This window comes from Candidatus Accumulibacter phosphatis, assembly GCF_000024165.1.
In the GTDB taxonomy this organism is placed as follows: domain Bacteria; phylum Pseudomonadota; class Gammaproteobacteria; order Burkholderiales; family Rhodocyclaceae; genus Accumulibacter; species Accumulibacter phosphatis.
This window is the reverse complement of sequence record NC_013194.1, coordinates 1,836,109-1,851,753: the sequence shown is the minus strand read 5'-3', so window position 1 is coordinate 1,851,753 and position 15,645 is coordinate 1,836,109. Positions and strand designations below refer to the sequence as shown.

Annotated in this window: 10 protein-coding genes; 9 read left to right on the top strand and 1 reads right to left on the bottom strand. The window is 62.5% G+C overall.

From position 1 onward, the window contains the following. Nucleotides 1–606: 606 nt before the first annotated feature. The 6 genes from CAP2UW1_RS08145 (at nucleotide 607) to CAP2UW1_RS23620 (ending at nucleotide 11,542) form a co-directional block, all read left to right on the top strand. Nucleotides 607–2,811 (top strand): VanZ family protein, encoded by a 2,205-nt coding sequence (locus CAP2UW1_RS08145; RefSeq protein WP_041567768.1) that lies wholly within the window; start codon nucleotides 607–609, stop codon nucleotides 2,809–2,811. A 395-nt stretch (nucleotides 2,812–3,206) separates the two neighbouring features. Beyond that, nucleotides 3,207–5,009 carry an asparagine synthetase B family protein gene (locus tag CAP2UW1_RS08140; RefSeq protein WP_015766162.1) on the top strand — a complete coding sequence of 601 codons (1,803 nt, stop codon included), beginning with the start codon at nucleotides 3,207–3,209 and terminating at the stop codon, nucleotides 5,007–5,009. 199 nt (nucleotides 5,010–5,208) lie between these two features. Next, complete coding sequence (locus tag CAP2UW1_RS08135) at nucleotides 5,209–6,855, top strand: acyl-CoA ligase (AMP-forming), exosortase A system-associated (protein ID WP_015766161.1); 1,647 nt, start codon at nucleotides 5,209–5,211, stop codon at nucleotides 6,853–6,855. A gap of 35 nt (nucleotides 6,856–6,890) precedes the next feature. Further along, complete coding sequence (locus tag CAP2UW1_RS08130; protein ID WP_015766160.1) at nucleotides 6,891–8,096, top strand: pyridoxal-dependent decarboxylase, exosortase A system-associated; 1,206 nt, start codon at nucleotides 6,891–6,893, stop codon at nucleotides 8,094–8,096. A gap of 216 nt (nucleotides 8,097–8,312) precedes the next feature. After that, nucleotides 8,313–9,368: a DegT/DnrJ/EryC1/StrS family aminotransferase gene (locus tag CAP2UW1_RS08125; RefSeq protein ID WP_291911855.1), complete on the top strand. Its 1,056-nt coding sequence runs from the start codon at nucleotides 8,313–8,315 to the stop codon at nucleotides 9,366–9,368. Beyond that, entirely contained in the window at nucleotides 9,278–11,542 is a 2,265-nt protein-coding gene (locus tag CAP2UW1_RS23620) for a GNAT family N-acetyltransferase (protein WP_081444125.1), read from the top strand. Before CAP2UW1_RS08125 ends, CAP2UW1_RS23620 begins: the two co-directional genes overlap by 91 nt. 168 nt (nucleotides 11,543–11,710) lie before the next feature. On the opposite strand, the gene CAP2UW1_RS08110 is transcribed toward CAP2UW1_RS23620, so the two are convergent. Continuing rightward, nucleotides 11,711–12,610: a DMT family transporter gene (locus tag CAP2UW1_RS08110; protein ID WP_015766157.1), complete on the bottom strand. Its 900-nt coding sequence runs from the start codon at nucleotides 12,608–12,610 to the stop codon at nucleotides 11,711–11,713. Between the two features lie 97 nt (nucleotides 12,611–12,707). On the opposite strand from CAP2UW1_RS08110, the gene CAP2UW1_RS08105 reads away from it, so the two are divergent. The 3 genes from CAP2UW1_RS08105 (at nucleotide 12,708) to CAP2UW1_RS08095 (ending at nucleotide 15,575) form a co-directional block, all read left to right on the top strand. Further along, nucleotides 12,708–13,598, top strand: coding sequence for a LysR substrate-binding domain-containing protein (locus CAP2UW1_RS08105; protein WP_015766156.1), 891 nt, complete (start codon nucleotides 12,708–12,710; stop codon nucleotides 13,596–13,598). A 234-nt stretch (nucleotides 13,599–13,832) separates the two neighbouring features. Beyond that, the gene (locus CAP2UW1_RS08100) at nucleotides 13,833–14,846 is read left to right on the top strand and encodes a zinc-dependent alcohol dehydrogenase family protein (protein WP_015766155.1); all 1,014 of its coding nucleotides are present in this window, start codon (nucleotides 13,833–13,835) and stop codon (nucleotides 14,844–14,846) included. Between the two features lie 282 nt (nucleotides 14,847–15,128). Beyond that, the gene (locus tag CAP2UW1_RS08095; protein WP_015766154.1) at nucleotides 15,129–15,575 is read left to right on the top strand and encodes a PhaM family polyhydroxyalkanoate granule multifunctional regulatory protein; all 447 of its coding nucleotides are present in this window, start codon (nucleotides 15,129–15,131) and stop codon (nucleotides 15,573–15,575) included. Nucleotides 15,576–15,645: the final 70 nt, after the last annotated feature.

The following is a 15,645-nucleotide window of genomic DNA, read 5'->3' as shown; positions in this document are numbered from 1 at the left end:
GCCCGAGTCATGATGGCTCGAGCCATTCGGTGCAGTTGCGGCGACTCTGTTGTCACCGCCCACAAGATCGAGTACGCCTCCATCCCAGGGCTAACGGTAATTGCAGGAGAGGCAGCCAACCCGTATCATGAAACATCTAGAGGCGCGTTCTGCTCGCCGACGGAAGGTTGAGGCACCAGGGATGGTGCTTGACCGAGGCAACAGATTGGTCGCGCCAAGTTCTTTTTCGGGCCTCGCGACCTCATCGTCGGCGACGTTTTCTGCTTCCCGAAAGTTGGATTGCTTCACATTAACCCTTCTGAAAAGGCGATGTGAAATGAATCTCTTTCCCGCTTTTTCCCGATCGGTTCCGATTTCCGGGTGTTGCCTATACTGTGCAGCACGGTCGCGAGAGCCCGCGCGCCAGGCTTTCACCGACCTTCATTCTGTAGCAACTTCGCTGGGCAACACTTACCGTATTCTCGCAGACAACCACTTGAGCATCGATCAGACCGAGATCCACCGACGCGGATGCGTTGGCGGCTCACGCCGAGCAATTCACCTCCCTGTCTGTGCGGCCGGGCCATGCTTATGCGTGCCGGAATTCTTCGAACACCCTCAGAGATCATGATGCGCTACGTGCTTCTCGGCCTCACCGGCTTCTTGATCATCTATGGATCGCTGTACCCATTCGATTTCTCTCCAGCGGCACCGGACGCCATCGTACGTATGTTTTCGAACTGGAAACTGACGAGTTCGCGTGGTGATATCTTGGGCAACATCGTCTTGTTTGTTCCATGGGGACTGGCCGGCGTGTTTTCCATGGCGCCTCGTCTCGGCGCCGGTGTCGCCGTAGCGCTTACGGCTGGACTGGGTTTCGCAATCGCACTCGGTGTTCAGGTGGGTCAAGTATGGGTTCCATCGCGGTTCGCCTCAATGGGCGACGTTTTCTGGAACTTGGTTGGCTTGGCTACGGGTGCATTGCTCGGCCGTCTATTGCTGAAGCACCTTCAGTCTGGCCGCGGAAAGTCGGTAGACACGCTGGTAGCCTGGTCTTTGATCGTTGCGTGGGTTCTGGTCGAGTGGTCGCCCTTGGTTCCCAGCCTCGACTTTCAACTGGTCAAGGATCAAGTCAAGTTGCTGCTGGCCGGTGGTCCGGTATTCTCGATTCCGGGGATTGTGCTGCAAACGGCGGTGGCACTGTTCCTGGGGAGTCTGCTCAGTTTGGCATTCGGTGGCCGGCGCGCTCTGTGGCTGTTGCCCTCTGTGCTCGGCAGCATCGCCCTCGGCAAACTGTTTTTCCGTGGTGCGTCCATGGATGCATCCGTCTTGCTCGGCTTCACTCTTGGCACTTGTGGGTGGTGGGCAATCTACCGTCTGTCTGAGGACAGACGAAACCTCATCGTCGTCTGCTCATTGCTTGCTGCCTACACGACCGAAGCTCTCTCACCCTTTGTCCTGCGCGATACGCCGGCAGCCATTTCCTGGGTGCCCTTTGCGGCCATGTTGCAAGGGTCAATGATGACAAATCTGGGGGCGTTGCTCGGTCGCCTTGTCCTGTACGCAAGTATTCTGCAGACGTTCCGACATGCTGGCGGCACACCGAGCATCGCCAGTGTAGGTCTCGCCTTCTGGGTCATGGTGATGGAACTGATGCAGACCCTAATCGACACCAGGTCGGCTGATTTCACGGAGCCGTTGCTGGTCTTGCTGCTGGGGCAAGGCATGGGGATGTTGGTCGCTCGTGCGCCGGCTGATCAGAAACTCAGGGCCGCTCCTCCTCGACACAGTCTGGGCGGTCAGACAGACAGCCGAAAGACACAACTGCTGGCACTGATAGCCGCCGTCCTGTTCATAGGCATCGGTGTCCGCATGTTGCTGCGACTGCCCAATATTCCATACAACGTAAAGGAGTTGTTTTGGAACGACGGAAGCATTGCCGATCTTGCCTTGTTTGCTCTCGCACTTCTATGGGCCGGCGTCGGATCGGTCTGGTTGGCTCGTCGCTTGGTCGGCTCGCCTGTGCCTGAACTCACGCTGCCAGTGTTTGCCCTTGCCGTGAGCCTGATAAGCCTAACGCTGCTATCGTCCAGCGTTACCGCCGAGAGTATCGGAGACATCGCCGGATCATCGAACCTGTTCTGGTCTGTCACCAACGAGACCACTTGGGGTGAGGTCTGGCGACAGATCTTTCTCAGGCTTGATGCCCCCGAGATCATCGGATTTCTTGAGCGTTGCGTCCGCTATTCATCCTTTTACGCTCCCCTCCCCATTTTTCTCGGGCTCATGATTGCTGTCCGCCAGTGGTTGCCTGACCGTTGCGGTGGCTACTCGTGGCTGTTGCGTCTCCTGGCGAGCGCGCTGTTGGTCCTGTGGCTGTGCAAAGCGGTGGCTTTCGACTGGTCGTCAACTGATAACCTTTACGAACTGATTGCGCGTGACGGCGAATGGGGATGGGGTGGTGGGGGCTACCTGTATGCCGTGCTGCTGCTGATTTGCCTAAATGGGCTGGTGTTGGCTGACTTGCCTGCAGCCAGGAATGGTGAGCGTGCTGGCATCCTGCTGTTCTCCCTTGTGGCGTTTCCTCTGGGTTGGTGGCTGTTGAATCAGGGCCTCGAACAGCAAGTCCAGAAATACGGGCTGGTTTTTTCGGGAGTCCAGTTCTTGCTCGGCCCAGACCGCAGCCATACTCTGAGTTCCGAGATTCTCTTCATGCGCTGGTGCGCAGTTCAAGCCTGTGGTGTCCTTGTTCTCGGGGTAGGCATATGGCTGGGGAACGCGGCGTTGATGGGCGGCCGTGCGGGTCTCCCACGAAGTGAAGGCTCGGCTTGAGTTGACGATCGTGGCTGAGTCTTGAAGGCGGCCCACGAAATGCCTCCGAAAATGAGCACCTCACAACTTTCGAAAGACGCCTCGACAGGTGCTTCTTCAGTGTCGACGAACACATGGCTTGGCACATCAAGAGCATGCCGGTGGCCATCCTGTTCGCACTCATGATTGCGCTGAGTGAAATCTGACACAGCACGAATCTTCACTTTCGCGTAGCATCCGTTCCGCCGACATCGGCCAGCGACGTGGTGTTACGCTTGGCGTCCGGCGGAATGCACCTCTGCTCTTGCGCCACGCTCGCCCCTAGAAGGGCAGGCACCCACGCCCAAGCGTCACAGCTCATGTCAAATTGACCTTACGACGCCAACGATCCATTTACCGCAGCCACCACGCAACCCATGAAAGATAAGCTATCTGGCCAGATTGATCTGGTCAGCCTATTCGGCGCAAGCGCCGTGCCGACTTTGATCACCTCGCTGGCACTGCGGGGTGACGATGTCGCCCACGACACCCAAACTATCTGCGCAGTTGTCGGTTCGCCCTCGGTCGACAGCGAGAGCGCCGCCAACAGCGCGCGACGACCGGGATCTGCCGCATTGATCCTGAAGGCGTGGCGGGCTGATGGTATCGGCATCGCCCCACGCCTCACCGGCAGTTACGCCCTTGTGATCGTCGATGCGGCACGCCAATGCGTCTTCCTGGCCGTGGATCGCTTCGCGATCGAGACGCTGTGCTATCGCGCCGACGCACGGACACTCGCCTTCTCCGACCGTGCGGATTGCGTTGCGGGGCGAGGCGACGAACTGGACCCACAGGCGATCTTCGACTACCTGTACTTCCACATGATTCCGGCGCCGCGCACCATCTTCAGCCAGGTACGCCGCCTGCCGGCTGCGCACGCCGTGCTTGTCGACCGCCAAGGAGCGCATGTGATGCGCCACTGGGCCCTGCAGTTCGACGAACAGCACCGGCAACCGTTCGCCAAGGCAAGGGACACCTTCCGCCAACTGGTTCTTGACAGTGTCGCTGAAGAACTGGCGGGGCACCAGCGCGTTGGCGCCTTCCTCTCGGGTGGCACGGACAGTTCGACGGTTGCCGGCATGCTTGGCCAGGTCACCGGCCGGCCAGCGCCTTGCTACTCGATCGGTTTCGATGCCGAGGGCTACGACGAAATGGAGTATGCCCGAATCGCCGCGCGACACTTTGGCTGCGAACATCACGAGTACTACGTGACGCCGGATGACTTGCTGGCCAGCATCCCGGCAGTCGCCCAGCATCATGACCAACCCTTCGGCAACTCTTCCTCGCTGCCGGCCTACTACTGCGGCAAGATTGCCCGCGCCGATGGCTGCAGCAAGATGCTCGCCGGAGACGGCGGCGACGAACTGTTCGGGGGCAACTCGCGCTACGCTACGCAACGCGTGTTCGAGTTCTACCAATCTGTTCCCAGCGGAGTCAGGCGCTTGATCGAGCCGATGTGCGGCGACGACAGTCCTCTGCGACGAATACCCGGCCTCCGGCAGGCGACGGGTTATGTTCGTCATTCACGGGTGCCGATGCCCGATCGACTGCAGAGCTTCAACCTCCTCACCCAATTGGGCCCGGCCACGGTACTTGCCCCTGATTTTCTTGCCCGGATCGATTCGAGCGAGCCGTCTCGACACATGCAGGCCACCTGGAACGAGTGCCACGCGCCAAGCCTGATCAACCGCATGCTCGCCTATGACTGGCGCTACACCCTTGCCGACAGCGACCTTCCCAAGGTTCGCGGGGCAACGCAAATGGCCGGGATCCAGGTCGGCTATCCGCTGCTTGCTGATCGCGTGACGGACTTCTCGATGAGCTTGCCACCCGACTGGAAGCTCCGTCGGTTCAAGCTCCGCTGGTTTTTCAAGGAGGCGCTACGCGGCTTCCTGCCGGACGAGATCATCACCAAGAAAAAGAAGGGCTTTGGCCTGCCTTTTGGCGTTTGGGCGACCCGCAACCCGGCGTTGAAGCATCTCGCCGAGGACTCGCTGCAGACGCTCGCGGCGCGTGGAATCGTGCGTCCCGATTTCATCCGCAAGCTGATCAGCGAATACCTGCCGGAGCACCCCGGTTATTACGGCGAGATGGTGTGGATACTGACGATGCTCGAACAGTGGCTGCGCAGGCAGGAGAGCACGGGCCTGACGCTGCGCTTCCAGGCCCGCAATGACTGATGGCGGATCCTGCGCGTGACGACTGGCGTCGTTCGCACGCTGACGCGAGGGCCAACGGCAAAGCCATCGGCGGCTTTCCGCTGACGGCAGCGCCAGTTGCGTGCAGGGGGTTGTCGGCCAGCGGGAACAAATTCACAGCCAGAAAACCTCTTGTGGTTAAAATTCGCCTCCATCCCTACCATCCGACCACTCCGAAACTATGACCGATGCGAGTCTCCTGCACGAACTGATCTCCCGCTCCGCAAGCAGCCGTCCGGACGCCACCGCGCTCGCCTACGGCAAACAGTCGATGAGCTACGGTTTCCTGCAACAGTCGATCGAGAGCTTCGTCGGCGGCCTGGTCGGCCTGGGCCTGCAGCGTGGAGAGCGGATCGCCATCTACCTCGAGAAGCGGCCGGAAACCGTCGTCGCAAGTTTTGGCAGCGCCGCCGCCGGCTGCGTCTTCGTACCCCTCAACCCCTTGCTCAAGGCGGATCAGGTCGCCTATATCATGCGCGACTGCAACGTCCGCGTGCTGGTCACCTCCAGCGAGCGGCTGTCGCTGCTGGCATCCGTTCTGCCTTCCTGCAAGGATCTGCGGCACGTACTGCTGGTCAATGCCGGCCCCTTGCCCATCGCTGCAGGTCAATTTCCCCTGTGGCGCTGGGACGACCTGCTCCAGCCTGGCGGCCCATGCGGCCACCGCGTGATCGACACCGACATGGCGGCCATCCTCTACACCTCAGGGAGTACCGGCAAGCCGAAGGGGGTCGTTCTCTCGCACCGCAACATGGTAGCGGGCGCCAAGAGCGTCGCGAGTTACCTCGAGAACACTGCTGACGACACCCTGCTGGCGGCGCTGCCATTGTCTTTCGATGCCGGATTCAGCCAGTTGACCACCGCCTTCCACGCCGGAGCGCGCGTGGTCCTGCTCAATTACCTGTTGCCGCAGGACGTACTCAAGGCGCTGGCGCGCGAACGCGTTACCGGGCTGACTGCTGTCCCGCCACTCTATATTCAACTCTCGGAACTCGATTGGCCGACCGCCATCGGCGAACAACTGCGCTATTTCGCCAATACCGGCGGGCGTATGCCTCGCGAAACGCTGACCGCCTTGCGCAAACGTCTGCCAAAGAGCAAGCCCTACCTGATGTATGGACTCACCGAAGCCTTCCGCTCGACCTACCTGCCGCCCGAGGAGGTTGACCGGCGGCCGGACTCGATCGGGAAGGCGATCCCCAACGCCGAGATCCTCGTCTTGCGTGACGACGGAACACCGTGCGCGGCCGACGAACCCGGCGAACTCGTGCACCGTGGCGCACTGGTCGGCATGGGCTACTGGAACGACCACGAAAAGACCGCAGAACGCTACAAACCGCTTCCAGCCCAGACACCAGGACGGGATGCCGGTCTGGTGCTCCCCGAAATCGCCGTCTTCTCCGGCGACACGGTACGCATGGATGAAGAGGGCTTCCTTTACTTCATCGGTCGCCGCGACGAGATGATGAAGACCTCGGGCTACCGCGTAAGCCCAACCGAAGTCGAGGAAGTGCTCTACGCTACCCGGCAGGTCGGCGAATGCGTCGCCTTCGGCGTTGACCACCCCAAACTTGGGCAAGCCATACAGGTGATAGCCACCCCACCCTCCGGCAGCAGTCTCGACACGACCGCACTGTTGGCCGAATGCCGCCGACAAATGCCCGCCTACATGGTGCCGGAGAACATCCTCGTTCGCCAAGGCCCCTTGCCACGCAACCCCAACGGCAAGATCGACCGCAAGGCACTGGCCAGCGAGTTCCTGGCAAACGCGTCGCCTGTGCCGGAAAGCGGTGTCACCGCCGCGTGCTCACCGGGGACCGGCAAGTGAATAAACCCGACCGCGCAGTACCCAGACACGCGCCGATGAGCCAGTTCCCGGTCAAGGACGGCGAACTGCTGGTTGGTGGCATCCCGCTGTCGCGACTCGCCGCGCGCGTCGGCCAGACGCCTTTCTACGCCTACGACCGGCAGTTGCTCACGCGCCGGGTCGCGCTGCTGCGCGCGGCCCTGCCAGCGTCGTTGAAGCTGCACTACGCCATGAAGGCGAACCCGATGCCGGCCCTGGTCTGTCACATGGCAGGACTGGTGGATGGAATCGACGTGGCCTCTGCGGGCGAACTGAAAGTCGCTCTCGACGCCGGAGCGAATCCACGCGAGATCAGTTTTGCCGGACCGGGCAAGCGACGCGCCGAGTTGTCCCAGGCGGTTGCCGCCGGCATCCTGATCAACATCGAGTCGTTTCGCGAAGTCGCCGAGTTGGCGGCGATCAGCCATGAGACAGGCTGTGCGGGACGCGTCGCCGTGCGCGTCAACCCTGATTTCGAGCTGAAGAGCTCGGGGATGAAGATGGGTGGCGGCGCCAGGCAGTTTGGCGTGGACGCGGAGCAGGTCCCCGACTTGCTCACCGAGATTGGCCGCTACGGCCTGGCTTTTGAGGGCTTCCACCTCTTTGCCGGCTCGCAGAACCTGCGCCCCGAGGCGATCGCTGAAGCGCAGATCAAGAGTTTTGAACTCGCCCTGCGCCTCGCCGGGTCGGCGCCAGCACCGGTGCGCTTCCTGAATCTCGGCGGCGGTTTCGGCATCCCCTACTTCCCGGGGGAACAGCACCTCGAACTGGCGCCGATCGGCGCCAACCTCTCCGGCATCGTCGAACGCGCCGCCCGCGAGTTACCCGCGGCCGAACTGGTGATCGAACTTGGACGCTACCTGGTCGGTGAGGCCGGCCTCTACGTCACGCGCATCCTTGACCGCAAGACCTCGCGTGGTCAGACCTTCCTGGTCACCGACGGTGGCCTGCACCACCATCTGTCGGCGTCGGGCAATTTCGGCCAGGTTATCCGCAAGAACTACCCGGTCGCCATCGGTAACAGGATGATTCCCGCAAGACTCGAAACAGTTTCGGTGGTTGGCCCCTTGTGCACGCCGCTCGATCTGCTGGCTGAGCGCATGGAACTTGCTGAAGCGCAAGCGGGCGATCTGGTCGTTGTCCATCAATCCGGCGCCTATGGCATGACGGCGAGTCCACAAGCTTTCCTCGGCCATCCGGCCTGCGTCGAGATCCTGGTATGAGTAACGGCCCGCAGCGCCGGGGGCGTGCGCCTGGCCAGCCCCGGTCGTCTGGCTGCTGAACGGCCGGCCTTGAGATTCGCTCGCTTCGACCCCGGTCCTTGTGGCTTCCCAAAGCCGCGGGTATCGCCATTGCCGAACACCCCTGTTGTACCCCTACCGATGTCCTGGCACTCGCCGCAAGCCGGCCGATGGACAACAGAGCATTTCCGCCATTTCGTGCACGGCCGATATGCACTTGCCGAAGCCTACCGACTTGCCGGTGTCGACCGCAACAGCGCTTTTCTCGCTCCTGCCTACCATTGCGTGACAATGCTCGATCCCGCGTTGGCCCTAGAGGGAGAGGTACATCTGTATCCGCTCCGAGCCGATCTTGCGCCCGACCCCGTCGCACTCGACAAGGTTCTTGGCACCGTACGGAAGCCGGTCAAGGCACTTCTTGCGACACACTACTTTGGTATTGCCCAAGACTTCACTACGCTGCGGCAGTGGTGCGCAGAGCGCGACATCGTCCTGATCGAAGATTGTTCGCACGTCCTGTTTACCGAGCAGTTCCAGGCCAGCGGCACCGGTTCGCATGGCCGTTTCGTGGTGTCCAGTCCCTACAAGTTCTTCGCCTGCGACGACGGGGGCTTGCTGCACTCTGCCGACGCTCGCCTCCTCGACGGCCTGGCGACCGAGTCGGCACCACTGAGCGACGAGTTGCGTGGCCTCAAGCGCGTTCTGGAAGGCAGCCGATCACCAACGCTGACCACCAGCGACATCGCATCGATCGACCGGCAACTCGTGTCTCTCAGCGCCAAACCGGTGGTTCCCGGCAAAGACGCAATCACTGAACGGTCGGTCCCTTCCTCCTGCTACTCGGCGGCGTTGACGGCCCGGGCCTCGCTGCGCAGTTCCCGTTTCGTCGTGGCCCACTCGCCCCTGAACGACAACATCCTCCGCCGGCGAGCAAACTACGATCGCTGGGTCGAAAGCCTCGCCAGCGTCCCCAACTGCCATGCGTTGTTTCCCGTCTTGCCACGAGACTGCGCGCCCTATATGTTCCCGCTACACATCGACCATCCAGACCCGCATTTCTACTGGCTGAAGCACCTCGGCGTCCCGATCTGGCGCTGGGATGAGATGGCTGACTCGGGTTGCCCGATCGCTCGGGAGTATCGGCTTCACCTGCTGCATCTGCCATGCCACCAGGCGCTGACCGAGGATCAGATGACGTGGATGACGACCGCCGTCGCCCGGACTCTCCAACACGTCGCCGGGGCCGTTCCGTGATGGGATGGGAAATCCACACCGCCAAAACCGCTTTCGCCCAGTTTGCGGAGGCCTGGGACCAACTGAACGCCAGTCTGTACGACGGCCACCCGTTGTTCGACAGTCGGTTCATTGGACCGCTGCTGGATCACTTCGGCACGGGCGACGAGCGGCTTTGCATTCACCGGACAGATGCTGGCCTATCGGGCGCCCTGATCCTGTACCGAGGGCGGATCGGCGGGTGGTCGAGTTTCCACCCATCGCAGTTGCAGGCAACGCCGGTCCTCCTTGCGGACGCCACCGTTCTCGAAACCCTGTTCGCCGCCCTGCCGGGAGCGCCGTGGACCATCGAACTGTACGCCGTCGACCCGCGCTATGCGCCCGATTTCTCGCGCCTCACCTTGCCGCAGATCGTCACGGCACACGTGTACACCATCGGGATTCAACCGGCAGAGCAATTCACCGATTATTGGAATGGACGCTCGAGAAACCTCACAAAAAACGTTCGGCGCTATTTTCGGCGAGCTCAGGAGGAAGCTCCTCCAGTTCCCCTTTCATCATTTTGCGACACAGTCGATATGGGAGCCTGCGTGGCGCGTTATGGAGCACTGGAAACGACTGGCTGGAAAGGGAAGGCAGGAACGGCGATAGCCGCTGAGAACGAACAGGGGGCATTCTATCGCGAGGTCTTGGGCCGCTTTGCGGCTACCGGTCAGGCAACAGTGTACGAACTCCACCTCGGAGGTCGCCTAGCATCGTCACGCCTTACCATCTCCAGTGACAGGATGCTAATCATCTTGAAAACGACCTACGACGAATCCATGGCACGCTTCGCCCCGGGCCGGCTACTGCTCTATCGTCTCATCGAGGAGCAATTTGCGCTTCCCGGCCGGAAGACCGTCGAGTTCTACACCAATGCGACCAGCGATCAGCAGGAGTGGGCCACCTTTGGCTGCACTCTGCAGAACATTCAGTTGTTCCGTGGCCCGCTGAATGCCGTCATGTTCGCCGTGTCGCGAGCTTGCCGGCAGCGTCTGCGAAGCATCCGGGGCGAAATGCCGGTAGAGGATTCGCCGACGACAGGAGTCGCCAGCTGCCGAAGCATCGACGACCTGCGGGCGGAACAGTACGACCTTGGCGAATTCATGACCACCGACAATGTGGAGGCTTCCACCAACTGGTTCGAACTGCTGCAGAACAAGGTCTATCCCCTGGACCCCGGTGTCCGCTTCTACATCACCGCAGGGAAGAAGCGCCCGCGGGTCATCCTGCCCTTGCGCTTGACGACAAACGGGTCGGCCAGAACGATCGAGTCGCTGAGCAATTACTACACCGCGTTGTATGCCCCGCTGGTGGCTCGGGATGGCGAGCTGCTTGACGTACAGAGCCTGCTCACGGCAGCGGTGCATGACCACAAGGGCGCCCAGGTGATGCGTTTTGGGCCCATGGATCCGGACTCAGACGCGTACAGCGCCCTGTTCAGCGGCCTGCGCGCGAACAACTGGATACCGTTCCGGTTCTTCTGCTTCGGCAACTGGTTCCTGCGCGTAGAAGGAACCTGGGACGACTATCTGAAGAAGCGACGCGCCACGCTGCGCAGTTCCATCCGGCGCGCGTGCAAGAAGTTTGCCGCGGAAGGTGGAACCCTGGCGATCGTGACGACGACCGAACAAATCGAGCAAGCCATTGCCGAATTCCAGGCCATCTATTCGGCAAGCTGGAAGAAGCCGGAACCTTATCCCGAGTTCGTCCCTTCCCTGATCCGACACCTTGCTGTCCGGGGCATGCTCCGTCTCGGCTTTGCGCGGCTCGGAGAGCAGACGATCGCCGCCCAGCTCTGGATCGTCGGCGGCAGGAAAGCCAGCATCTACAAGGTTGCCTACCACGAGCATTTCTCGGCCTACTCGCCGGGAACCCTGCTGACGGCGCATCTCATGCAGCATGTCATCGAGAGTGACAAGGTTGAGGAGGTGGACTACCTGATCGGCGACGACGAATACAAGCGTCGGTGGATGAGCGACCGTCGGGAGCGATGGGGAATCGTCGCTTACAACCCCGCCAGCCTGCTTGGTTTCGCACTGCTGGTCAAGGAGGTCGGCGGCCGGGCGCTCAAACCGACCTATCAACGGATGCGCGCCCTTTGTCGCAGAGTCTGGACACGCATCAGCGCTCCCGGTCCCAAGGAAGAGGGATAGGCAAGGACAAACACCATCACGCAGGGGTCACCGCCCCGACAGCACTTCCGCAGGCTTCCGCTGACGAGCATGCCCCATCCCGCTACGCCGGCCCAGGGGAGGCGCGCGCGCCCCGCAGCGCAGCGCTGCGGCAACTGGTGAAGACAACCTTCATGGTCGGCACGGCAGCTAGCCGCGGCTGACCAGCAATACGCCGGCCAGCACCAGCGCAGCACCTGCCAGTTGCGCTGCCGACATCGGCTCGGCGAGCAGCCACCAACCGAAAACGATGGTCAACAAGGGGCCAAGAGTGCCAATCAGTACCGCCTTGGCCGAGCCGATGCGGCGGATCGCCGCCGACTGCATGAATACCGGCAGAACCGTCGAGACGACAGCCATCGCCAGTCCGTAGGCGTAGATCGTCGGCGGCTGGCGCAGCGCCGACAGCGACTGCGTGGCGAGAAAGTGCAGTTGCGTCGCGAGCGTCGATACCAGCATCGCCAGGGCCGTGAAGCGCGCAGCGCCAAGCCGTTGAATCGCCGGCCCGCTCCCGGCCAGGTACAGCGCATAGGAAAGGGAGGAGCCGAAGACCAGCGCAACGCCGGTCAGCACAGTCGCCATCTCGCCGGCGACACGCAGGTCATGGGCGAAGGCCAGCGCGATACCGGCGTAGGACAACAGCAAAGCGGCAACCTCTCGCCGCGCCAGCGATTTGCCCATGAACAGCACGCCAATCAGCACCGTCAACGTCGGATAGGTGAACAGGATCAGCCGCTCGAGGGCGGCCGAGATGTACTGCAGGCCAAGGAAGTCGAGGATACTGGCGCCATAGTAACCGAGCAGACCGAGAGCGCCCAGCATTCCCCAGTCGTTCCTGGTCAGCGGCGGTGCCGAGCGGCTTGCAGCGAAGCCTACCCAGAGGAAGGCCGGCAACGAAAAGACCATGCGCAGCGACAGCAGCGTCACCGCATCGACGGGTGCCGCCGCATAGGCCAGCTTGACGAAGATCGCCTTGAACGAAAAACCGAGAGCGGCGAGTACCGCGAGGACGACACCCAGACGTTCGGCGGACCAGTGTTTCCAGGGCATGGGAGCAGGAGAATTGGTAAAATACGAATGATGGCCTTTCCAACCTACCACGACAATTGGCAAATCGGCACCAAAGCGTTCGCCGTGAACGAATGCAATGCACTATGACCTCACCGACCTGCGGCTCTTCGTAGCCATCGCCGAGGCGCAGAACCTGACCCGCGGCGCCGAGCGCGCGCACCTGGCGCCCTCATCCGCCAGCCACCGCATGCGTCTGCTGGAAGCCGGCATCGGCACCTCGCTGCTCTTGCGACAGGCACGCGGTGTCGTGCTGACGCGTGCCGGAGAGGTACTGCTGCGCCACTCGCGACAGGTCCTGGCACAGCTCGAACAGCTCCACGCCGACCTTGCACCCTACGCCGAGGGTGTGCGCGGTCACGTTAGCCTGTGGGCCAATACGCACGCGACGCACAGCTTCCTGCCCGACGATCTCGCCGACTTCCTGCGCCGTTACCCGCAGGTCAGCGTCACGCTGGCCGAACATACCAGCCCCGAGATCGTCATGGCCATCGCCCGCGGCGAGGTCGAGGTCGGTGTCGTTGCCGAGCGCGTCGCCGGCGCCGACGTCGAAATGATCCCCTACCGCGCCGATCGCCTGGTCCTCATCGCGCCGGTCGCGCACCCGTTGGCCGCCTGCGCCAGCGTCCGCTTCGGTGAGGTGCTTGACCACCCTTTTGTCATGTTGCACGCGGGATCGGCCATCCACACCTTCACCATGAATGCCGCCGCTGCACTCGGCCGGCACATCAATGTGCGCATCCAGGTCCGCAGCTTCGATGCCGTCTGCCGGATGGTCGGCGCCGGCGTCGGTGTTGGCCTCGTGCCGCGCAGCGCGTTGTCGCGCGGCGAAAGAGAACAATCGCCGAGCGTGGTCGAACTCGACGAGTCCTGGGCACAGCGCGATCTGCAGGTATGCGTGCGCAAGCGAAAAGACCTGTCCGGCTTCGCCGCAGCGCTGGTCAACGGCCTTGTCGAGCGCCAGACCTAGCCTCGCCGCGCTTCTACCGTAGCTCCTCAATGGCAGGCCGCGGCCCGCCATTCGACAAGCTCGACCGCGCTACCCGGGGTCGCCTCGCGGCCTGCCTGTTTGACTGCTGCGGCCCCGATCGGGCACACTTCGCGGAACGCTGAGGCGTCTGTTCTGCCGGCCAGCGTCTAATGCGTTTACGATGAAAGTGATAACCGGAGCGCCACCTCAGGCGCGGGACAGCGGAGGTAGAAAATGCGCGTGTTTCAGATTCAGGACGACTGGGGAATGGCCAACCTGCGCATGGCAGAGCGCCCGGAGCCGCGGCCCGGGGCCGGGCAGGTGCTGCTGCGCATGCGCGCCTCCTCGCTGAACTACCGTGACCTGGTCGTTCCCGAACGTGGCTATGGCAGCTTTACCGGCACGCTGCCGCTGATCCCGATCTCGGACGGCGTCGGCGAGGTCGTTGAGGTGGGGCCCGGGGTCAGCCGGGTGGCCGTCGGTGACCGCGTCTGCCCCACCTTCTTCCAGGGCTGGATCGCCGGCGAACCTGACTTGGCGCGCATGAAACCTTCATTGGGAGGCCCGCTCGACGGCACCATGGCAGCGTTCATGTGCCTGTCCGAGGAAGGCGTCGTCAAGGCACCTGCGTACCTCGGCGACCTGGAAGCGGCGACGCTGCCCTGCGCAGCGCTGACCGCGTGGAGCGCGCTGGTGACCTACGGCGCGGTCAGGGCCGGCGAGCATGTCCTGATACAGGGTTCCGGTGGCGTGGCGCTGTTCGCACTGGCCTTCGCCAAACTCGCTGGCGCGCACGTCACCGTGATTTCATCCAGCGACGAGAAGATCGAGCGCCTGAAAACGCTGGGCGCCGACGCGACGATCAACTACCGGACAATTCTCGAATGGTCGAAGCCGGCGCGCGAGATCACCGATGGCCGCGGCTTCGACCATATCGTCGAACTCGGTGGCGAGAAGACGCTGCCGCAGTCACTGCGCTGTATCCGCCCCGGCGGCACGCTGTCCATGATTGGCGTGCTGTCCGGCTCTTCGCTGTCGACGCCGCTTGGTCTGATCATCACTCGGCAAGTCCGACTGCAGGGCATCACCGTCGGCCACCGCGACGGCTTCGAGGCAATGGTCCGGGCCCTCGAACAGCATCGTGTGCCGGTCCTCGTCGACCGTGTCTTTGCGTTCGACGAGTTGAAGGACGCGTTGGGCTATCTGAGGAGCGGCGCCCAGTTCGGCAAGATCTGCATCCGCCACTAGACGGCCCGGGACGCTTCGGGAGCGGCTCGATTTTCAGGTGCACGAAGCACCTGCAGCCCTCCTGCAACTCCCTGGCGCCCCTGCTGTCTGACAACCCAAGGGAAGCCTCACTGCGCCACGACACGTCGGGCCATGCAGTGGCCACGCTGACCGGGCGGCGTAAGCAGCCGTTCCGAACAGCGTCCAGACAGCCGGCCGCCCGGCACCGAGGATTGCCGCCAAACGCCGACACCGCCGGAAATTTGCTAACATGCGCCACACACCAACCACCGGAGCAACTACATGCCCAATCAAACCTCGTTGACCGATCCACTCAGCTTCGCCAGGAAAATGTGGGGGGGGATGGGCATGTCCCTGCCCGGAATGGTGACGCCAACCCTCGATGTCGCCGAGATCGAGAAGAAAGTGGCTGATCTCAAGGCCGTGGAAAACTGGCTGAAAATGAACCTCTCGATGCTGCAGATGACCATTCAGGGACTAGAGATGCAATGCGTGACGCTGAACGCCGTACGCGCGATGGGCCAGATGGCGGGAGGTTACGGAGCAGCCGCGGCGGCGACCGAAGGTGGCCAGTCAGCGGCGCCTTTGGCGGGTGCCGGCAGCGACACGCTCAAGCAAGCAGCGATGTGGCCATGGACCCTTCTGCAGCAGATGCAGGAGCAGATGCAGCAGGCGGCAGCCGCGGCGGCGACAGCAGCCACCCAGAACGAAGACGCGCCAAAACCCTAGATCAGCCGGCCCAGGTGACGCCTTTTGCGCGTCGCCGCAAGGGACGATCGGCAATGACGAGAGCGACTTG